The sequence below is a fragment of the Oryzobacter faecalis genome, assembly GCF_046764005.1.
Taxonomy (GTDB): domain Bacteria; phylum Actinomycetota; class Actinomycetes; order Actinomycetales; family Dermatophilaceae; genus Oryzobacter; species Oryzobacter faecalis.
This window is the reverse complement of the sequence record NZ_JBKOFW010000001.1, coordinates 316180-335919: the sequence shown is the minus strand read 5'-3', so window position 1 is coordinate 335919 and position 19740 is coordinate 316180. Positions and strand designations below refer to the sequence as shown.

18 protein-coding genes are annotated in these 19740 nt (G+C 73.7%); 8 read left to right on the top strand and 10 right to left on the bottom strand.

Features of this window, described 5'->3' with window-relative positions; translation table 11 throughout:
- The first annotated feature begins 53 nt into the window (after positions 1-53).
- From ACK8HX_RS01595 to ACK8HX_RS01580, 4 genes are all read left to right on the top strand, one after another.
- A complete protein-coding gene (locus tag ACK8HX_RS01595; RefSeq protein WP_411938890.1) occupies positions 54-548 on the top strand; it encodes an Lrp/AsnC family transcriptional regulator in 495 nt (164 codons plus the stop codon).
- Entirely contained in the window at positions 545-1984 is a 1440-nt protein-coding gene (locus ACK8HX_RS01590; protein ID WP_411938889.1) for an aspartate aminotransferase family protein, read from the top strand. The genes ACK8HX_RS01595 and ACK8HX_RS01590 overlap by 4 nt, the downstream gene beginning before the upstream one ends.
- A gap of 79 nt (positions 1985-2063) precedes the next feature.
- A complete protein-coding gene (locus ACK8HX_RS01585; protein WP_411938888.1) occupies positions 2064-3443 on the top strand; it encodes an NAD(P)/FAD-dependent oxidoreductase in 1380 nt (459 codons plus the stop codon).
- A 130-nt stretch (positions 3444-3573) separates the two neighbouring features.
- Positions 3574-4674 carry an LOG family protein gene (locus tag ACK8HX_RS01580; protein WP_411938887.1) on the top strand — a complete coding sequence of 367 codons (1101 nt, stop codon included), beginning with the start codon at positions 3574-3576 and terminating at the stop codon, positions 4672-4674.
- Positions 4675-4730: 56 nt separating this feature from the next.
- Here ACK8HX_RS01580 and ACK8HX_RS01575 read toward each other — a convergent pair whose 3' ends face one another.
- Positions 4731-5921, bottom strand: a complete 1191-nt coding sequence (locus tag ACK8HX_RS01575; protein ID WP_411938886.1) for a monooxygenase — start codon at positions 5919-5921, stop codon at positions 4731-4733.
- A 19-nt stretch (positions 5922-5940) separates the two neighbouring features.
- Positions 5941-7155, bottom strand: coding sequence for a 23S rRNA (adenine(2503)-C(2))-methyltransferase RlmN (rlmN, locus tag ACK8HX_RS01570; protein WP_411938885.1), 1215 nt, complete (start codon positions 7153-7155; stop codon positions 5941-5943).
- A 133-nt stretch (positions 7156-7288) separates the two neighbouring features.
- On the opposite strand from rlmN, the gene ACK8HX_RS01565 reads away from it, so the two are divergent.
- The gene (locus ACK8HX_RS01565) at positions 7289-8131 is read left to right on the top strand and encodes a hypothetical protein (RefSeq protein ID WP_411938884.1); all 843 of its coding nucleotides are present in this window, start codon (positions 7289-7291) and stop codon (positions 8129-8131) included.
- A 49-nt stretch (positions 8132-8180) separates the two neighbouring features.
- Here the strand turns inward: ACK8HX_RS01565 and ACK8HX_RS01560 are convergent, their stop codons facing one another.
- The 6 genes from ACK8HX_RS01560 to rpsB all read right to left on the bottom strand — a co-directional run bounded on the left by ACK8HX_RS01560 (position 8181) and on the right by rpsB (position 12938).
- Positions 8181-9119 carry a phosphatidate cytidylyltransferase gene (locus tag ACK8HX_RS01560; RefSeq protein WP_411938883.1) on the bottom strand — a complete coding sequence of 313 codons (939 nt, stop codon included), beginning with the start codon at positions 9117-9119 and terminating at the stop codon, positions 8181-8183.
- A gap of 21 nt (positions 9120-9140) precedes the next feature.
- Positions 9141-9698 carry a ribosome recycling factor gene (gene frr / locus ACK8HX_RS01555; protein WP_411938882.1) on the bottom strand — a complete coding sequence of 186 codons (558 nt, stop codon included), beginning with the start codon at positions 9696-9698 and terminating at the stop codon, positions 9141-9143.
- A gap of 104 nt (positions 9699-9802) precedes the next feature.
- Complete coding sequence (gene pyrH, locus ACK8HX_RS01550) at positions 9803-10525, bottom strand: UMP kinase (protein WP_411939333.1); 723 nt, start codon at positions 10523-10525, stop codon at positions 9803-9805.
- Between the two features lie 169 nt (positions 10526-10694).
- Positions 10695-10892, bottom strand: coding sequence for a hypothetical protein (locus ACK8HX_RS01545; RefSeq protein ID WP_411938881.1), 198 nt, complete (start codon positions 10890-10892; stop codon positions 10695-10697).
- A 186-nt stretch (positions 10893-11078) separates the two neighbouring features.
- The gene (gene tsf / locus ACK8HX_RS01540; RefSeq protein ID WP_411938880.1) at positions 11079-11909 is read right to left on the bottom strand and encodes a translation elongation factor Ts; all 831 of its coding nucleotides are present in this window, start codon (positions 11907-11909) and stop codon (positions 11079-11081) included.
- A 51-nt stretch (positions 11910-11960) separates the two neighbouring features.
- Positions 11961-12938, bottom strand: coding sequence for a 30S ribosomal protein S2 (gene rpsB / locus ACK8HX_RS01535; protein ID WP_411938879.1), 978 nt, complete (start codon positions 12936-12938; stop codon positions 11961-11963).
- 325 nt (positions 12939-13263) lie between these two features.
- Here rpsB and ACK8HX_RS01530 point away from each other — a divergent pair, with 325 nt between their 5' ends.
- The 3 genes from ACK8HX_RS01530 (at position 13264) to ACK8HX_RS01520 (ending at position 16594) form a co-directional block, all read left to right on the top strand.
- Positions 13264-14499, top strand: a complete 1236-nt coding sequence (locus tag ACK8HX_RS01530) for an MFS transporter (protein WP_411938878.1) — start codon at positions 13264-13266, stop codon at positions 14497-14499.
- Between the two features lie 104 nt (positions 14500-14603).
- Positions 14604-15767: a pyridoxal phosphate-dependent aminotransferase gene (locus tag ACK8HX_RS01525; protein WP_411938877.1), complete on the top strand. Its 1164-nt coding sequence runs from the start codon at positions 14604-14606 to the stop codon at positions 15765-15767.
- 440 nt (positions 15768-16207) lie between these two features.
- Positions 16208-16594, top strand: coding sequence for a peptidoglycan DD-metalloendopeptidase family protein (locus tag ACK8HX_RS01520; protein WP_411938876.1), 387 nt, complete (start codon positions 16208-16210; stop codon positions 16592-16594).
- On the opposite strand, the gene ACK8HX_RS01515 is transcribed toward ACK8HX_RS01520, so the two are convergent.
- Complete coding sequence (locus tag ACK8HX_RS01515) at positions 16580-18811, bottom strand: hypothetical protein (RefSeq protein WP_411938875.1); 2232 nt, start codon at positions 18809-18811, stop codon at positions 16580-16582. The genes ACK8HX_RS01520 and ACK8HX_RS01515 overlap by 15 nt on opposite strands.
- A complete protein-coding gene (locus ACK8HX_RS01510) occupies positions 18804-19712 on the bottom strand; it encodes a tyrosine recombinase XerC (protein ID WP_411938874.1) in 909 nt (302 codons plus the stop codon). The genes ACK8HX_RS01515 and ACK8HX_RS01510 overlap by 8 nt, the downstream gene beginning before the upstream one ends.
- Positions 19713-19740 lie beyond the last annotated feature (28 nt).

Genomic DNA, 19740 nt, shown 5'->3' with positions numbered 1-19740 from the left:
GATTCCGTCATCCCGTACTTGCGTGCCCCGGAACCAGCGGGCACGATGGCCGCGTGACCCGCACCAGCCGTCCCACCCGAAGCTCCCGGCCGCCGACCGAGACCCGTCTCGACGACGTCGCCAAGCGGATCATCGAGCTGCTCCAGGAGGACGGGCGCCAGTCCTACGCCGCCATCGCGAAGGCGGTGGGGCTGTCCGAGGCCGCGGTGCGCCAGCGGGTCCAGCGCCTCCTCGACGCCGAGGTCATGCAGATCGTCGCCGTCACCGACCCGCTCCAGGTGGGCTTCCGCCGGCAGGCGATGATCGGCATTCGCGCCGAGGGCGACCTCATCGCGGTCGGCGAGGCCCTCACCGCCATGCCGGAGGTGTCGTACGTCGTCACGACGGCGGGCAGCTTCGACATCCTCGCCGAGGTCGTCTGCGAGGACGACGACCACCTCCTCGAGCTGCTCACCGAGCGGATCCGCGGCTTGGAGGGCGTGTCGACGACCGAGACCTTCGTCTACCTCAAACTCAACAAGCAGCACTACAACTGGGGCACGCGGTGACCACCGAGCCGTCGACCGTCTGGGAGCCCAGCTCGGACCGTCACACGGCCACCGGGGCGCTGTACTCCGACGCCGCGCGCGACCACCTGTGGATGCACTTCACGCGGCACTCCGTCTTCGAGGAGAAGGACGACGGCGGCCTCGGCCACGCCGTGCCGATCATCACGCGCGGCGAGGGGTGGCGGATCTGGGACGACCGCGGCAACGAGTACCTCGACGCCCTGGCCGGCCTGTTCGTCACGAACGTCGGCCACGGGCGCACCGAGATCGCCGAGGCGATGGCGAAGCAGGCGTGCGAGCTCGCGTTCTTCCCGCTGTGGTCCTACGCGCACCCGCGCGCCATCGAGCTCGCCGAGCGGCTCGCGCACCACGCGCCGGGCGACCTCAACCGCGTCTTCTTCACGACCGGCGGCGGCGAGGCGGTCGAGACCGCCTGGAAGCTCGCCAAGCAGTACTTCAAGCTCGTCGGGAAGCCGCTCAAGCACAAGGTGATCTCCCGGGCGGTGGCCTACCACGGCACGCCGCAGGGGGCCCTGTCGATCACCGGCATCCCCGCCGCGAAGGCCGAGTTCGAGCCACTCGTCCCCGGCGGGCACAAGGTGCCGAACACCAACCTCTACCGCGCCCCCGAGCACCTGCGCGACGACGAGAAGGCCTTCGGCCGATGGGCCGCCGACCGCATCGCCGAGGCCATCGAGTTCGAGGGCCCCGACACGGTGGCGGCCGTCTTCCTCGAGCCGGTGCAGAACTCGGGCGGCTGCTTCCCGCCGCCGGCCGGGTACTTCGACCGGGTCCGCGAGATCTGCGACGAGTACGACGTCCTCCTCGTCTCCGACGAGACGATCTGCGCGTTCGGGCGGATCGGGTCGATGTTCGCCTGCACCGACCTCGGCTACGTGCCCGACATCATCACCTCGGCCAAGGGCGTCACCTCGGGGTACGCCCCACTGGGCCTGATGATCGCGAGCGACCGCCTGTTCGAGCCGTTCCGGTCGGGCACGACGTTCTTCCCGCACGGCTACACCTGGGGCGGGCACCCGGTGTCCTGCGCCGCGGCGATGGCCAACCTCGACATCTTCGACCGCGAGGGCCTCTACGACCGGGTCAAGGAGAACGCCCCGGTCTTCCGGTCCACCCTCGAGCGCCTGCACGACCTCCCGCTCGTCGGTGACGTCCGCGGGGCCGGGTACTTCTACGGGATCGAGCTCGTCAAGGACAAGGCCACCCGCGAGACGTTCGACGACGCCGAGTGCGAGCGGCTGCTGCGCGGGTTCCTGTCCAAGGCGCTCTTCGACGCCGGGCTGTACTGCCGCGCCGACGACCGCGGCGACCCCGTCGTGCAGCTCGCTCCCCCGCTGACGATGGGCCCGGCCGAGTTCGACGAGATCGAGAGCCGGCTGCGGTCGGTGCTCACCGAGGCCGAGAACCACCTCTGAGGGTGCTGACCGACCCCGACCGGAGTCGTGTGCCCGCGTGGTCGTCCTCGCGGCCACCTGAGCACACGACGCGGTGGCCGTGAGCGTCACGGGCCCCTCCGCCGGGACGGGGCCGCTCTGGTGGGACGACGCCGCGCCGCGTCCTCCGGCCGACACCTCGCCGCTCCCCCTGTCCGTCGACGTCGCGGTCGTCGGCGGCGGGTACACCGGGCTGTGGACGGCGTACTACCTGCTGCGGACGCGGCCGGACCTGACGGTGCTCGTCCTCGAGGCCGAGCACGTCGGCTTCGGGGCCAGCGGGCGCAACGGCGGGTGGGTGTCGGCGCTGTGGCCGGTCTCCCCCGACGTCCTCGCCCGGCGGTACGGCCGGGCGGCGGCGTCGGCGCAGCTCGCGGCGCTGCGCGACACGGTCGACGAGGTCGGCCGGGTCGACGAGGCCGAGGGGCTGGGGTCGGGGTTCACGAAGGGCGGGGCGCTCGTCGTGGCGCGTTCGGCCGCCCAGGTGGTGCGGGCGCGGGCCGAGGCCGAGCACGCGGCCTCCTGGAGGATGGGCACGACGTGGCTCACGTCCGAGGCCGCGCGGGAGCGGCTCGACGCGCCGGGGGTCCTGGGGGCGACGTACACCCCCGACTGCGCCCGGATCCATCCGCGCCGGCTCGTCGACGGGCTGGGCGCGCTGGTCCGGCGGATGGGGGCTCGCGTCGTCGAGGGGGTGCGGGTCGCCCGGGCGGGTGACGGGGTCGTCGTCCTGCGTGACGGACGTCGGGTGTCGGCGGCGTCGGTCGTCCTCGGGACGGAGGGGTGGACCCCGTCGTTCCCCGGGCACGAGCGGTCGGTGGTCCCCGTGTACTCGCTCATGGTGGCGACCGAGCCGCTGTCCGACGAGGTGTGGGCCGGTCTCGGGCTCGCCGGGCGGGAGGTGTTCGCCGACCACGGGCACCTCGTCGTCTACGGCCAGCGCACCGACGACGGGCGGATCGCGTTCGGGGGACGCGGGGCGCCGTACCACTGGGGCTCGACGGTTCGGCCCGAGTTCGACCACGAGGGGCAGGTGTTCGCGGCACTGCGGGCACACCTGCTGGGGGTGCTTCCCCAGCTCGACGGGGTCGGGTTCACCCACGCATGGGGTGGCGCGCTCGGCATCGCCCGCGACTGGCACCCCTCGGTGCGGTGGGACGCCTCGACGCGCACGGGCTGGGCCGGCGGGTACGTCGGGGACGGCGTCGCGGCGACGAACCTCGCGGGGCGGACACTGGCCGACCTCGTCCTCGGTCGCTCGTCCCCGCTGACCGCCCTGCCGTGGGTCGGGCACCGCTCCCCGCGGTGGGAGCCGGAGCCGCTCCGCTGGCTCGGGGTCAACGCGGGGCTGAGGGCGGCGCACCTCGCCGACCTCGAGGAGGCCCGCACCGGGCGCCCGGCCCGGCTCGGCGCCCTCCTGTCCCGCCTCACGGCCCACTGACCCGTCCGCGGATCGACCAGTACGTCGATCTCGGTACAGGGCAACCGTCCGCGGGTCGACCAAGACGGCGGCGTCGTCCGTCGGAGCTCTTCCGAGGGTCGTCACCTCCGGCGGCGGTAGCGTCCGGGGCGTGAGGGAGATCGAGTCGCTGCCGGACCTGGACGCCGTCCTCGCCGACGGCCGGCCGCTGCGGGGGCTGCGCCTGCAGGACCTCGACCTCGGGGGCCACGAGGCGCAGCTGCTCGCCCGTGGGGACGTCGAGGGCATGGTCGTCCTCGGCGGGCGGATGACCGACGAGCTCGCCACCCACCTGCGGGCGCAGGGCGCGCTCGTCTTCCCCACCGACCCGCACGCCCCGGTCAACCCCTACCGGGCGAGCCTCTACCAGCCGCACGAGCTGTACGAGGGCCTGACCACCCGCGGGTACGAGGCCACGCCGGACGCCCTCGCGTACCACTGGTCGCGCGACGCGGTGCGGGCCCACGACGCCTTCATCACCCTGCTGCGCGCGGTTCACGACGACTCCATCACCGACGCCCTCGACGAGTTCCTCGGCGACGCACCGGTCGTCGGGGTCATGGGCGGGCACGCCATCGAGCGCGGCACTCCCGCGTACGCCGCGGCCGCCCGGCTGGGGAACGTCCTCGCCGAGGCCGGGCTCACGGTCGTCACCGGCGGCGGTCCGGGCGCGATGGAGGCCGCGAACCTCGGGGCGTTCGCCCCCGACCATGGCGCACTCGAGGACGCCGTCGACCGGCTCTCGCACGTCCCCTCCTTCCGCCCCGCCATCGAGCCGTGGGCCGAGGTGGCGCTCGCCCTCCACGACGAGCTGATCCACACGCCCGTCGCGGAGGCACGGGTGCGCAGCGTCGGCATCCCCACCTGGTTCTACGGCCACGAGCCGCCGAACGTCTTCTGCAACGGCATCGCCAAGTACTTCAGCAACGCCATCCGCGAGGACGGCCTCCTCGCCCGGTGCACCGCCGGCCTCGTCGTCCTCGAGGGCGCCGCCGGCACGGTCCAGGAGGTCTTCCAGAGCGCGACGCGCCTCTACTACGCGGCCGACGACGACGTCCTGCCGGTCGTCGTCCTCGTGGGCGCGCAGCACTGGGCCACACGCATCCCCGTGTGGCCGGCGCTCGAGGCCCTCGCCGCGGAACGGGCGATGGAGGGGCGGATCCACCTCGTCGACACGGTCGAGGAGGCCGCGGCGCTCGTCATCGGGACCTGAGCGGGTCGTGTGCTCACCTGGTGCCGGGACGGCCACCCGGGCCCACGACTCGGTGGTCAGCGGGGGGTCATGAGGACGATGCCGAGGCACATCTCGTCGGTGGTGCCCTCGCCCCAGGCGACGTAGCGGTCCTTGGTCCCCTCGAACGCCGGGAGCAGGTCGCGCAGCCCCTGGTCGTGGGTGCACGTGACGGTGATCGTGTCGCCGGGGCCGACCTCCAGCGGCTTCTCGAGCGGGATGCTGCCCTGGTCGTCGAAGTTCCAGACCGGGATGTCGAGGACGCGCCGCGCCTCGGGCGTCCCCTTGTTGACGTCGACGGTGATGGCGCGGCCGAGCAGGTGCATGTGCCCGGCGACCGAGCGGATCGTGCCCTCGTCGTGGATCTTGCGCGTGCAGCTCTGGACCGGCCCGGGGTCGACCGGCCCGCACAGCAGGTGGAGCAGGTCGGCCGTGGCGGGGTTCTCGGCGAAGCGCTTCTTGAGGTCGGCGACGGCGAGCGTGCGGTTGCACAGCCCCTTGGTGCGGTTGTCGCGGCACGGCAGCTCGACCGGTGCGGGCAGCAGCATCGTGCGCAGGGCCTGCTTCCTCGAGTCCTTCGCCTCCGACAGCCGCAGCCGCACGGTGCTGCGGTCGGCCCCGGACCCGGCGAGGAGGTTGTAGTGCATCTGCACGACGAGGCGGCTGCCCTTCGCGAGCGGGATGCCGATGTCGTCGGCCATGACCCGCTCGCCGCCACCGGGCGCCCAGGCGCCGACCCAGTCGGCGTCGTCGAGGTCGCCCCCGCGTGTCCCGGCGAGGCCGGCGCCGCCGAAGCAGGTCCAGCCCTCCCCGGGGTCCTTCGCGTCGAGCGCCTTCGCGTCGGCGACCTGGTCGGGCTCGACCTTCGAGACGATGACGTGGTGCACCATCGCCGCGTTGTCCGGGGCGATCTGCACCCCGCTGACGAGCTGGTCGGTACGGAACCTCGGGTCCACGAGGAAGCAGCGGTAGTCGTCGGTGCCCGTGCCCTCGGGCGCCCTGGGGGTGTACGCGGCAGGCAGCGTCAGCGTCTGGAAGCGCTCCCCCGCGCGCAGCGGGACGTCGGGGACCGCCGGCGGCGCCGAGGTGGTGGGTCCGCCCGCGTGGCTCGTGGCGTGGCCCGAGGACTTCAGGGCGGCGGGGAGCTCGGCCCCTCCACCGCAGCCCGCCAAGGTCCCGGCGAGGCCCAGCCCGGCGGCGGCCACGAGGGCCACGGAGCGACGTCGCACGAGCACAGGGTACGGCGGGTCAGGCGGTGGCCGCCGCCAGCTGGCCGCAGGCACCGTCGATGTCGGACCCACGGGTGTCGCGGACCGTGGTCGGGATGCCGTGGGCCCGCAGCCGCTCGACGAACTGCTGCTCGACGCCGCGGCGCGACGCCGTCCACTTCGATCCCGGGGTGGGGTTGAGCGGGATCGGGTTGACGTGCACCCAGCCGCGCCCGCGCGCCTTGAGCTTCTCGCCGAGGAGGTCGGCGCGCCACGCCTGGTCGTTGATGTCGCGGATCAGCGCGTACTCGATGCTGACCCGGCGGCCCGTGGCCTCGTGGTACCGGTACGCGGCGTCGATGGCCTCGTCGACCTTCCAGCGCGTGTTGATCGGGACCAGCTCGTCGCGCAGCTCGTCGTCGGGGGCGTGGAGCGAGAGGGCGAGTGTGACGGGGACGCCCTCGGCGGCGAGGCGGTCGATGCCCGGGACGAGGCCGACGGTCGACATCGTCAGGCCCCGTGCCGACATCCCCAGACCTTCCGGTGCGGGGTCGGTGAGCCGGCGGATCGCACCGATCGCGGCCTTGTAGTTGGCCAGCGCCTCGCCCATCCCCATGAAGACGACGTTGGTCACCCGGGCGGTGCGCCCACCGGTGGTCGGGGCGGCGTCCTCCTCGGACTCGTCACCCAGGCCGGCCTCCGTGGCGCCGTCGCCGGCACCCTCCAGCTCGGGGAGCCCGCCGTGGCGGAGCAGGCGCGACGCCGCGACGACCTGCTCGACGATCTCGCCGGTCGACATGTTGCGGGTCAGCCCCTCCTGGCCGGTCGCGCAGAACGGGCAGTTCATGCCGCAGCCGGCCTGGCTGGAGATGCACACCGTGACCCGGTTCGGGTAGCGCATGAGGACCGACTCGACGAGCGCACCGTCGAACAGGCGCCACACCTGCTTCACGGTCGCCCCGCGGTCGGCGGTGAGGCTGCGGACCGGGGTGAGGAGCGTGGGCATGAGGTCGGCGACGAGGTCGTCGCGGACCGCCTTGGGCAGGTCGGTCATCTGCTCCGGGGAGTCGACGAGCCGGTCGAAGTAGTGCGTCGAGAGCTGCCCGGCCCGGAACGGCTTGTGGCCCAGCGCCTCCACCGCCTCGCGGCGCTCGGCGAGGGTGAGGTCGGCGAGGTGGCGCGGGGGCTTGCCGCGCCGCGGTGCGGCGAAGGTCAGCTGGCCGGGCGCGGGGCGGGGCGTCGTGGGCTCGCTCATGGTGCGCCCATCCTCTCAGGTCCGCCGACGCGCACAGTTGCGGCGTTTCCATGGCGCGGCGGGGCCACGACCCCTACCGTGGGTCGTACTCGTTCTGCAGGGGAGCGAGTGTGCAGGGAAATGAGGAACAGCCATGGGCCTGTTCGACAAGTTCCGGGCGCCCCGTCCGCAGGAGGACGAGGTCCCGGCAGCGGAGGTGTCGCGTCCGCCCGCGCCGCCCGTCCTCGCCGTCCCAGACATCGACGATGACGCCGGCCCCTTCTCCGACGACGTCCGCGAGCACCTCGAGCGGCTCACCGCAGCCGCCGACGCCGACATCGCCTCCCTCGACCACGGGGCCTTCGACGCCGCGCTCACCTCGCGCCTCGTCGGCGCCGAGCGGATCCACGGCACGGGCCTGGGGTTCAACTACGCCGGCCGCTTCGCCGACCACGTCCACGAGGTGCTCACCCTCGACCTCCCGACGGCCATCGTCACCCTCCCCGACTCGCGGATCGCCGAGACCGGGCGCCGGCTGCCGAGCCTGATCAACAAGGGCCGCCACAACCTCATGGACCTCCTCGAGAACTGCGAGGTCGACATCGACCGGGTCACCGAGGGCCGCCGCGGACTCTGGACGATCATCGGCGACTCGCCGTACACCGCCAGCTTCGCGCGCTTCCTCAACGAGGCCGCGCACCGCTGGCTGCCCGACGTCGACGACCGCAACGGCTGGGTCTTCGCGATGCCGTACCGGCACGCCATCCTCCTCCAGCCGTGCGGCACGGCGGCCGAGGTCCGCGACGCCCTCGAGCTCGTGCCCGAGTGGGCCCAGCGGATGCACGCCGACGGCATCAGCCCGCTGTCCCAGCACACCTACCACTGGGTCGACCGGCAGATCACCTGCCTGACGACCGAGACCGAGGACGGCTCCCTCACCGTGCGGCCCTCCGAGGTGCTCGAGCAGGTGCTCGGGATCGGACGCCGGGCCGGCTGACGCGTCGCCCCGCTCCGCCGGCGCCGCGGCCGGCGGTCGGCGGTCAGTGTCAGCCGAGCGGGACGAAGAAGAGCAGGAACGCCCACGCGACCGGGGCGACGACGACGAGCGAGTCGAGCCGGTCCATGAGCCCACCGTGCCCGGGCAGCAGCGTGCCCATGTCCTTGATGCCGAGGTCGCGCTTGATGCTGCTCTCGATGAGGTCGCCGAGCGTGGCCGCCCCCGCGGCGACGGCACCGAGCACCGCGCCGGTCCACCACAGGCCGCCGAGGAGCAGCGGCAGGCTGACCGCGCCGACGACCGCACAGGTGAGGACCGACCCCGCGAACCCCTCCCACGACTTCTTCGGTGACAGCGAGGGCGCCATGGGGTGCCGGCCGAGCTTGACACCGACGGCGTAGCCGCCGATGTCGGAGAAGACGGTGACGAGGACGAACACGACGATCCGCTGCCGCCCGTCCGGGGCCGCGAGCATCATCGAGGCGAACCCGCCGAGGAAGACGGGGTAGAACGCGACGAGGGTGGAGGCGCCGAGGTCGCGCGCCGCTCCACTGAGCCCGTCGGCGACCCGCCACACGAGCAGGCCCACGACGGTGAGCCCGAAGGTCACGACGAGCGCCTCGGGACCGCGCAGGTACGCCGAGACGAGCATCCCGACCGAGCCGAGGGCGAGCGGGACGAGCGGGACCGAGATGCCCTTGGTCGCCAGCGCCCGGCGCAGCTCCCAGGACCCGTAGGTCACGGCGAGGACGACGACGGCGAGGAACGCCCGCGCGTCGACGACGAGGCTGCCGATGACGACTCCGCCGAGGAGCAGGCCGACCCCGACGGCGGCCCGCAGGTCGCGGCCGGCGCGCGAGGTGCGCGGGGCGGCCTGGCCGCCCTCCTCGGGTTCCTGGGCGGCGGGGTCGGTGAAGGCGGCGGGGTCGGCGGGGGCGGTGGCTCCCGGGGCGTCCGGGGCGTCGGTGCCGGCGGTGGCGTCGGTCATGGCGGGCGGCTCGGGCGAGGCTCAGACCTCGAGGAGCTCGGCCTCCTTGCCCTTGAGCAGGTCGTCGACCTGGTCGACGTGGCGCTTGGTGACCGCCTCGAGCTCCTTCTCGGCGCGGGCGCCCTCGTCCTCGCCCACCTCGCCGTCCTTGACGAGCTTCTCGAGCTGGGACTTGGCGTGGCGGCGGATGTTCCGCAGCGAGACGCGGGCGTCCTCGGCCTGGGTGTGCGCCATCTTGACGTACTCGCGGCGGCGCTCCTCGGTGAGGACCGGCATGACGCAGCGGATGATCGTGCCGTCGTTGCTGGGGTTCACCCCGAGGTCGGCGGCCTGGATCGCCTTCTCGATGGCGTGCATCGAGCCCTTGTCGAAGGGGCTGATGATGATGGTGCGGGCCTCGGGGGTCTGGAAGGACGCGAGCTGCTGGAGGGGGGTGGGCGCGCCGTAGTAGTCGACGAGCACCTTCTGGAACATGCCCGGGTGCGCGCGACCGGTGCGGATGCCGCCGAAGGCCTCCTTGGCGGCCTCGACGGTCTTCTCCATCTTCTCCTCGGCCTCGAACAAGGTCTCGTCGATCATCTGGGGCGCTTCTCCTTCGGTGTGCCGCGCGGGCGCGCGCGACGGTGTGGGGTCCAGTGTGTCAAAGAGGGCAGGCGTGAGGGCCGCCCCGAGAGGCGTGGGGCTCAGCCCGCGGAGACGAGGGTGCCGATCTGCTCGCCGCGCAGGGCGCGGGTGATGTTGCCGTCGCCCTCCATCCCGAACACGACCATGGGCAGGCGGTTCTCCATGCAGAGGCTGAACGCCGCGGCGTCGACGACCCTCAGGCCGCTGCGCAGCGCCTCGTCGAAGGTGACCCGGTCGAGCTTGCGGGCGTCGGGGTTGCTGCGCGGGTCGGAGTCGTAGACCCCGTCGACCCCGTTCTTGCTCATGAGGACGGCGTCGCACTTGCACTCCAGGGCCCGCTGGGCGCTCACCGTGTCGGTGGAGAAGTACGGCATGCCGGCCCCGGCGCCGAAGATGACGACCCGGCCCTTCTCGAGGTGGCGCATGGCGCGGCGAGGGATGTAGGGCTCGGCGACCTGGCCCATCGCGATGGCGGTCTGCACCCGCGTGTCGACGCCCTCCTTCTCGAGGAAGTCCTGCAGCGCCAAGCAGTTCATCACGGTGCCGAGCATGCCGATGTAGTCGGCGCGCGCACGGTCCATCCCTTTCTGCTGCAGCTCGGCGCCGCGGAAGAAGTTGCCGCCACCGATGACGACCGCCACCTGCACGCCCTCGCGGACGGCCGCGGCGATCTGCCGGGCGATGGCCCGCACGACGTCGGGGTCGACGCCGACCCTGCCACCACCGAAGACCTCGCCCGAGAGCTTGAGGAGGACGCGGCGCGGCCGGCCCGGCTGCTCCACCGGGGCGGGATCGGCGGACGGGGCGGCCTCGGTCAGGGCGCTCGTGGTCACAGGGCCTCCTCGGCGGTGGTGCGCAGCGGTCACCCGATCCTGTCACACCGCGCCGTCACCGGCCGAACCGTGCGGGCCCGGCGGGACCAGCGGATCGGGCCACCTCCTGGTGCGGGTGTCACCACCCGGCGTTGCGGAGGACGAACTCCTGCTCGGTGTCGCGTCCGCCGCTGGGGTCGCGTGCCGGGGTGACGGGCTGGGTCGTCACCATGTCCTCGGGCCGTACGCGCGGCAGGTCGACGTGGACGCGCTCCTCCACCTCCCGTCGATGCGCCTCCCCGGCCGGCCCCGTCACCGGCTCCTGCGTGCTCGTCATCGCGACCACCTCCTGCTCGCAGTATGCCTGCACCGGCCCGGCCTCCCGCCACGACGCCGAACGTGGGTGAAGACCGTCGGTCCGGCGACGATCTTCACCCACGTCTGCGGGGGCCGGACGCACGGATGCCGCCCACCCGGGCGGGTGGACGGCATCCGTGGGTGCGCCCTCGAGGGGCGCAGGGGTTCAGCTCCCGACGCGGAAGCGGGCGAAGCCACCCGCGGAGGCGCCGGCCTCCTCGAGGACCTTCGCGACCGTCTTCTTGGCGTCCTTGGCGAACGGCTGCTCGAGCAGGACGTTCTCCTTGAAGAAGCCGTTGACGCGACCCTCGACGATCTTCGGGAGGGCGGCCTCGGGCTTGCCCTCCTCCTTCGCGGTGGCCTCGGCGACGCGACGCTCGTTCTCGACCGTCTCGGGGTCGATCTCGTCGCGGGTGAGGACGCTCGGGCTGAACGCCGCGATGTGCATCGCGACGTCGCGCGCCACGGAGTCGTCGCCGCCCTGCGTCGCGACGAGGACGCCGATCTGCGCGGGCAGGTCGGGGCTCGTCTTGTGCAGGTAGGACACGACGTGCTCGCCCTCGAGGCGGGCCACGCGCTTGACCTCGATCTTCTCGCCGATGGTGGCGTTGGCGTCGTCGAGCAGCTGCTTGACCGAGGTGCCGTCGGCGAGGGTGGACTCGAGGAGGGCGTCGGCGTCGGCGGCCTTGGTGGCCACGGCCTGCGCCAGGACCTGGTCGGCCAGGGCGCCGAAGCGCTCGCCCTTGGCGACGAAGTCGGTCTCGCAGAGGACCTCGACGAGGGTGCCCTCGCCGGCGGCGGCCTGGGCGGCCACGAGCCCGTTGGAGGTCGTGCGACCCTCGCGCTTGGTCACGCCCTTCTGGCCCTTGACGCGCAGGATCTCCTCGGCCTTGGCCATGTCGCCGTCGGCCTCGTCGAGGGCCTTCTTGACGTCCATCATGCCCGCGGCGGTCTTCTCGCGGAGCGCCTTGATGTCAGCGGCGGTGTAGTTCGCCATGAGTGGTGTTCGCTCTTTCCTACTAGCGGTCGGACAGGTGACGAGGGGGTGTCAGGCCTTGTCGGCCGGGACGGCCTCGGCCTCGGCCTCGGCGGGAGCCTCGCTGGCCGCGGCCGGAGCCTCGCTGGCCTCGGCGGCGGGGGCCTCGACCTCGGCGGTCTCGGCGGGCGCCTCGGTGGCCTCCGCGGCCTCGGGCGCCGCGGCGGCGGCGGTCTCCCCGGCCTCGGGGGCGACCTCGCCGGCGGTCTGCGCGGCGTCACCAGCGAGGAGCTCTCGCTCCCAGTCCGCGAGCGGCTCGTCGCCCGCGACACCCTCGGCGTCGGAGGCGCCCTGGCCACCGGAGCGCGCGATGAGGCCGTCGGCGACGGCGTCGGCGATGACGCGGGTCAGGAGGGTGACCGAGCGGATCGCGTCGTCGTTGCCCGGGATCTTGTAGTCGACCTCGTCGGGGTCGCAGTTGGTGTCGAGGATCGCGATGACGGGGAGCCCGAGCTTGCGGGCCTCGTCGACGGCGAGGTGCTCCTTCTTGGTGTCGACGATCCAGACGGCCGAGGGGACCTTGGCCATCGTGCGGATGCCGCCGAGGGTCTTCTCGAGCTTGTCCTTCTCGCGCTTGAAGATGAGCAGCTCCTTCTTCGTGTAGCCCGAGCCGGCCACGTCGTCGAAGTTCAGCTCCTCGAGCTCCTTGAGGCGCGTCAGGCGCTTGGAGATCGTCTGGAAGTTGGTGAGCATGCCACCGAGCCAGCGGTGGTTGACGTACGGCATCCCGACGCGGGTCGCCTGCTCGGCGATGGGCTCCTGGGCCTGGCGCTTGGTGCCGACGAAGAGGATGGTGCCGCCGTGGGCGACGGTCTCCTTCACGAACTCGTACGCGTTGTTGATGTACGTCACCGACTGCTGCAGGTCGATGATGTAGATCCCGTTGCGCTCGGTCATGATGAAGCGCTTCATCTTGGGGTTCCAGCGACGGGTCTGGTGCCCGAAGTGGACGCCGCTCTCGAGGAGCTGGCGCATGGTGACGACGGCCATCGTCGTTCTCCTAGCTGTGTGAGGTTGTCAGTTCCGTCGGTGGTGGTCGGCGGCTGCCGGCCCCACCTGCCTGGCGTCAGACGCACCCCGGACGGGTCGTGGTCGCCGTGAGGTGACCGCGGTCCGCCACTGCCGTGGTGCGCCCCTGCTCGGAGTGATCTCGTCGCAGGAGAGGTGACGCGCGAATTTCGGCCCCACGTGTGCACACGGAGGCCGTCGGACATCGTACGTCGCGAGGCGCCCGTTCCGGAAATCGGCGCAGGCCGCCCTGACCTGCCGGAGATGCGGGCGCGAGGACGTGGTGTCCGGGTAGCCTCTCCCCCTCGTGGGCCGGATCCTCGACGTCGTCGCCCCACCGCGCCTGGGAACCCCCTTCCGGTGGAACCTCGCGTCGTCGTGGGTCGCCCAGCTCGGCGACGGCATCGCCCTCGCCGCCGGGCCCCTCCTCGTCGCGTCGCAGACCGACGATCCCCGCCTCATCGCGGCCGCGGCCATGGTCCAGCAGGTACCGACCCTCGTCCTCGGGCTCTATGCCGGGGCGATCGCGGACCGGGTCGACCGCAAGCGGCTCGTCCTCGCCGCGAACGTCCTGCGCGTCCTCGTCCTGGGGCTCCTCGTGGGGACGATCGTCACCGGGACGATCTCGATCGGGCTGCTCCTGCTCGCCCTGCTGGCCGTGGGCACGGCCGAGATCTTCGCCGACACCGGATGGCGCGCCGTCCTCCCCTCGATCGTCCAGCCGGCCGACCTCGGCGTCGCGAGCGCGCGGCAGATGTCCGGGTACCTCGTCGCGAACCAGATGGTGGGGCCCGCGGTCGGCGCGTCCCTGTTCGCCATCGGTCACGCCGTGCCGTTCGGGGTGCAGGCGACGGCCGGGCTGCTGGCGGCGGCGCTGTTCGCGAGGGTCGCGGTGCCGGCGGTGGTCCGGCCCGACGGGCGCGAGCCGCAGCACGTGGGCCGCGACATCCTCGACGGCCTGCGCTGGATCCGGCACCACGCCCCGGTGCGGACGCTGATCCTCGTCATCCTGGTCTTCAACATCACGTGGGGAGCCCCCTGGGGCGTGCTCGTCTACTGGGCGCAGCGGCGGCTCGGCGTCGACGAGGTCGGGTTCGGCCTGCTGACGACGGCGGCGGCCGTCGGCGGCGTGCTCGCGGTCGTCGGGTACGACCGGCTCGAGCGCCGGGTGCCCCTCGGCCGGCTGATGAAGGTGTGCCTCGTGCTCGAGGTGCTCATGCACCTCGTCCTCGCCCTGACGACCGTTCCCCTCGTCGCCTACGCCGTCATGGTCGTGTTCGGGGCGTACGCGTTCGTGTGGGGCTCGCTGTCGAACGCGGTGCGGCAGCGCGCGACCCCGCAGGACCTCCAGGGGCGGGTCGGGTCGGTGTACTGGCTCGGGCTGACGCTCGGGCTCATCGCGGGCCAGGCCGTCGGGGGCGTCCTCGCCGACCGCTTCGGGGCGGCGGCCCCCTTCTGGTTCGCCTTCGCCGGGGCCGGGCTCACCCTCCTGCTCGTCTGGCGCCAGCTCGACCACATCGCGCACGCCGACGAGCACTCCTGAGCCGGCCGCCCTCCTTACTCCGCCGCTATGTCCGGACCTACCGCCTGGTCGGTGTCGTGATCACGACACCGACCAGGCGGTAGGTCCGGGCATAGCGTGTGGTCATGCCCTCCTCCCCCGGTGTCCCCGCGCTGGAACCGTTCGGCACGACGATCTTCGCCACGATGTCGGCCCTCGCGGCCGAGCACGGCGCCATCAACCTCGGGCAGGGGTTCCCGGACACCGACGGCCCGCGCGAGGTGCTCGACGCGGCCGTGGCGGCCATCAGGTCGGGACTGAACCAGTACCCGCCGGGCCCCGGTGTACCGGCGCTGCTCGCGGCGGTGGCCGAGCACCAGTCGCGGTTCTACGGGCTGGCCGTCGACCCGTCGCGCGAGGTGCTCGTGACGGTGGGGGCGACCGAGGCGATCGCCGCGACGGTGCTCGCGCTCGTCCGGCCCGGCGACGAGGTCGTGACGTTCGAGCCGTACTACGACTCGTACGCCGCGACCATCGCCCTGGCCGGCGGGGTGCGGCGGACGTCGGTGCTGCGGTTCCCCGACTTCGCCGTCGACGAGGAGTCCCTGCGGGCGGCCTTCTCGCCGCGGACGCGGGTCGTCCTGCTCAACACCCCGCACAACCCGACGGGCAAGGTGTTCACGCGCGCCGAGCTGGAGCTGGTCTGCGCGCTCGCCCGCGAGCACGACGCGTGGGTGGTGACCGACGAGGTCTACGAGCACCTGACCTTCGACGGCGCCGAGCACGTGCCGGTCGCGACCCTGACGGGGATGTGGGAGCGGACGCTGACCATCTCGTCGGCCGGCAAGACGTTCTCGACGACGGGCTGGAAGGTGGGGTGGGTCTCGGGTCCGGCGCAGGCCGTGGCGGCGGTGCGCGCGGTGAAGCAGTTCCTCACGTACGTGGGGTCCGGACCGTTCCAGCACGCCGTGGCGACCGGGCTCGGGCTCGGGGACGCCGTCTACGCCGGTCTGGCGTCGTCGCTGTCGGCCAAGCGCGACCGGCTCGTCTCGGGGCTGCGTGCCGCCGGGATGGAAGTCTCGGTGCCGCGCGGGACGTACTTCGTCATCGCCGACGCCGCCCCGCTCGGGGCGACCGACGCGGTGTCGTTCTGCCACGAGCTGCCCGTGCAGGCCGGCGTGGTCGGGGTGCCGGTGTCGGTCTTCCACGACGACCCCGACGCCGCGCGCACCCTCGTGCGGTTCGCGTTCTGCAAGGAGGATGCGGTGCTCGACGAGGCCTGCCGCCGCCTCGGCGCCCTGGCCCGCTGAGTCCCGCGCCCGCGCTCGGGCGCTGTCGGCCGGTCGGCCGGTCGGCCGGTCGTTTCGGTCGTCCACAGCCGGGTGGGACACGGGCCGCCGTCCACAGATCCTGGCGGCCCCTCGTCGCGGGCGTGACCCGCGGCGAGGCTGGCCCGATGAGCCGCCACGTTCTCGCCTCCCTCGCCACGGCCACCGCGCTCGGCACCGGGGCCGTGCTGGCCGGTGTCCCCCCAGGGGGCCCGCCACCTGGCCCGTCGCCACCGCTCGTGGTGCGCGCCGATGCCGCTGGGGGCCACGACGCCCGGTCCGCGGGTCGGTCACGCGTCGCGGCCGGGTCGTCCGAGCCTGCCACCGGGCACCCCTCGGTTCCGGCGGCCGGCCCTGAGCGGCCGGGAGCCGCACCCCGGGACGCCGGCCGGTGGCGCTGGCCGCTCGTCCCCTCGCCGCCGGTGGTGCGACGGTTCCGGGCACCGCCCAGTCCCTACGCGGCCGGGCACCGGGGGCTCGACCTCGCCGCGACGGCCGGGGCGCCGGTGCTCGCGGTGGAGGACGGCATCGTCACGCACCGCGGCTGGGTCGCGGGTCGCCAGACGCTCACGGTCCACCACCGGGACGGGTTGGAGAGCACCTACGAGCCGGTGGCGCCCACGGTGGCCGAGGGGGTGTCGGTGGCGGTGGGCCAGCAGCTGGGCGTGCTCGCGCCGCCGGCGGGCGCGGACGCCGGGCACTGCGGGGCACGGACGTGCCTGCACCTGGGCGCGCGGCGCGGCGAGGGGTACCTCGACCCGTGGCCGCTCCTGCGGGGAGGGAGGGTGGTGCTCCTACCGCTGCGGTGAGCCGGTGCCCGCGGCAGCGACGACGGCAACGGCGACGACCGCGCCATCGCGGGCGGGCGCGGCGGCCTCACCGGAGCCGACGCCGCGGACGACGAACCAGACCGCGGCCACGACGACGACGAGCGCCACCGCGGCGACGGCCACCCACCGGCCGGTGTGCGAGGCCCCTTCACGGGCGGCCGCCCGCATCGAGGCACGGGTCGCCGGGAGGTCCGCGAAGCTGTCGACCTCGGTGAGGACGACCGGCTCCGTCTCGGTGGTCTCCTCGCGGTGCACCCGCGCGGCCGGCTCATGGCGGCGACGGGCGGGAGCGACGAGCTGCGACGGGGCCTCGATGAGGATGTCGTTGGTCGGGTCGTCGACGGCGGGGACGTCGAAGTCGAGGCTGTCGGCCTGGCGCCACGACAGGTGGACCGGCGGCGGGTGGTACTCGAGGTCGTCATCGTCGTCGTGGAGCAGGGCGGCGGGCTGTGCGTCGGCGTCGTCCGGTACGTGCTCCACGGCACCCGCGTCGTCAGCGGTGGGCTCGTCGACCCCCACAGCCGCCTGCTCGTCCTCGGGTGCCGCTGCCTGCTCGTCCTCGGGTCGCACTTCCTCCCCGTCGTCGGCCGGCCCGTCCGTGACCGCCACGTCCTCGCCGGGCTCGGGATCGAGGGCCACGGGCTCCTCGACGGCCACGTCGGCAGCCGATCCGGACTCGTCGGGTCCGTCAGCCGTCGCGACGCGCTGGTCCTCGGAGTCCGCCGCATCCAGGGCCCGCGCAGGGGCGTCGAGGCCGGCGGCGTCGACCGCGTCCTCGAGGTCCTCGGAGTCCGCCGCATCCAGGGCCCGCGCAGGGGCGTCGAGGCCGGCGGCGTCGACCGCGTCCTCGAGGTCCTCGGAGTCCGCCGCATCCAGGGCCCGCGCAGGGGCGTCGAGGCCGGCGGCGTCGACCGCGTCCTCGAGGTCCTCGTCGTCCTCGGTGACGACGAGGTCGAGCCCCGCCGCGTCGATGGTCGCCGCGTCCCCGTCCTCGATGACGTGCGAGAGCTCGCCGTCCGCGACGGTGGTGCCCTCCTCGTCCTCCGCGGGTCCGGTGTCGTCGGCCGCGAACCCACGTCCGGCGGCGGGTCGGCGCCACGCCTCCTCGAGGTCGGCGACCTCGTGGCGCCGCAGCGCGGCCGCTGCGCGCGCGAGGGCGGCGTCGTCGGTCTCCGGCTCAGGGGACCGGGCGTCGTCGGCGGCTGGGGTGCGGGGAGCGCCGCGTCGGAGCGCGGCCGCTGCGCGCGCGACGTCTGCGTCCTCGATGTCCTCGGTGTCCTCCTGGAGAGTGGGCGCCGCGTGGAGACCGTCCGCGGTGGTCGCGTCGGGCTCGACGTCCGTCGCGGCATCGGGGTCCACCGCATCGGGGTCCGCCATCGGCCCCGGACCAACGTCGGCGTGCACCGCGTCGAGGGGGTCCTCGACCGAGTCCGAGGGAGCAGGCGCGTCGAAGGTGTCCGGTGCGGGCACCTCGGCGTCCCGGGTACTCGGCTCGTCGGCGTCGGCGTCGGCGTCGGCGTCGGCTTCGGTCTCCTGGTCGGTGACCACCGGCTGGTCGACCGGCACCTCGCTCGCCACGGGGTCCTCGCGGACGACGGCTTCCGTGGTCAGATCGGCGTCCTCGACGGGGTCGGCTGCCGGGACGGGAGCCACGTCGTGCATCCCGGCGGTCGCGGAGGCGTCGAGGTAGGCCGTCAGGCGGCCGGCCACCTGTGCCTCGTCGACCGCGAGGTCCACGGAGGTCTCCGCGGCGTCCGGCCCCTCGACCTCGCGGTAGGGGGTGGGGTTGTGTGCAACCGGCTCGTCCTCGAAGCCCGCGAGCGCGGCCAGTCCGCGGACCGGACCGGGTGTCGGTTCGAACAGGGCGGCCCCCTCGGCCACGGGCGGAGGCGCTGCCGATGCGGCGGGCCTCTCGGGTGCGTTCCGGGCCCGGCGTCCGAAGCGGACGAGCGAGGTCCGGCGGTGGCGGGCGTTCCCCTCCTCCTCGACCACCTGGGTCTTCGGTTCGACGTAGAGGCGGCGGATCTCCGAGACCCACTCGGGGATGTCGAGGGTGTCGCTCAGCTCGGTGGGCGGCGCCTCGGCCGCAGGCGACTGCGTGACCGCCGACTCGTCCACGCCACCGGTCCCGAGGGCGTCGTCGCCGCCGGCCGCTCCACCCGTCGCCGCCTCGCCGCGTGGCTCGTCGTCACGCACGGGGGTGCGCCTGGGCGTAGGACCGCTTGAGGCGGTCGACGGAGACGTGGGTGTAGATCTGGGTCGTGGCCAGCGAGGCATGGCCGAGCAGCTCCTGCACCATGCGCAGGTCCGCGCCGCCCTCGAGCAGGTGCGTGGCGGCGCTGTGCCGCAGCCCGTGCGGCCCGAGGTCCGGGGCGTCCGCGACGTGCTCGAGGAGGGCGTGGACGACCGTGCGCACCTGGCGCTGGTCGACGCGGCGCCCCCTCCGTCCGAGGAGGAGCGCGGGTCCGCTGGCGGACGTGGCCACCCGGGGTCGGCCGCGGGCGAGCCAGTCCCGGACGGCGTCGCGGGCCGGGATGCCGAACGGCACCCGCCGCTCCTTGTCGCCCTTGCCGACGACCCGCAGCACCATCGTCCCCTCGTCGACGTCGTCGACGTCGAGACCGACGAGCTCGCCCACGCGGATTCCCGTGGCGTAGAGCAGCTCGAGGGCGGCGCGGTCGCGCAGGTGCATCGGGTCGTCGTCGTCCGCGGCGACGGCGGCGACGTCGAGGAGCGCCGCGGCCGACTGTCGTCCGAGGACCGGCGGCAGGGTGCGCTGACGGCTCGGGGCCGCCAGCCGCAGGGCCGGGTCGGCGGTGATCCGACCACTGCGCTCGAGCCAGGCGAAGAAGGTCCGCAGGGAGGCCGACGTCCGCGCGATCGTCGCCCGTGCGGCGCCCGCGCGCGCGAGCGTGCCCAGGTGGGCACGCAGGTCCGCGAGGCGCACGTCTCGTAGCTCCCGGTCGCCCACGCCGGCCCCGGCGAGGAACGCGTCGACGTCCCGCACGTAGGCACGCACGGTATGGGGAGAGCGGCCGCGCTCGATCCTCAGATGGCGCTCGAAGTCGGCGAGCGCGACGCATCCGACGACGGTCACGCGCGCAGCGTGTCACTCCGTGGGCCCC

What these genes read in the sequence shown, in the direction of transcription:
- ACK8HX_RS01525 (WP_411938877.1), top strand. Translation starts at nt 14,604, where the DNA reads ATGCCCTCCTCCCCCGGTGTCCCCGCGCTGGAACCGTTCGGCACGACG.
- frr (WP_411938882.1), bottom strand. Translation starts at nt 9,698, where the DNA reads ATGATCGACGAGACCTTGTTCGAGGCCGAGGAGAAGATGGAGAAGACC.
- rpsB (WP_411938879.1), bottom strand. Translation starts at nt 12,938, where the DNA reads ATGGCCGTCGTCACCATGCGCCAGCTCCTCGAGAGCGGCGTCCACTTC.
- ACK8HX_RS01545 (WP_411938881.1), bottom strand. Translation starts at nt 10,892, where the DNA reads ATGACGAGCACGCAGGAGCCGGTGACGGGGCCGGCCGGGGAGGCGCAT.
- rlmN (WP_411938885.1), bottom strand. Translation starts at nt 7,155, where the DNA reads ATGAGCGAGCCCACGACGCCCCGCCCCGCGCCCGGCCAGCTGACCTTC.
- ACK8HX_RS01565 (WP_411938884.1), top strand. Translation starts at nt 7,289, where the DNA reads ATGGGCCTGTTCGACAAGTTCCGGGCGCCCCGTCCGCAGGAGGACGAG.
- tsf (WP_411938880.1), bottom strand. Translation starts at nt 11,909, where the DNA reads ATGGCGAACTACACCGCCGCTGACATCAAGGCGCTCCGCGAGAAGACC.
- ACK8HX_RS01560 (WP_411938883.1), bottom strand. Translation starts at nt 9,119, where the DNA reads ATGACCGACGCCACCGCCGGCACCGACGCCCCGGACGCCCCGGGAGCC.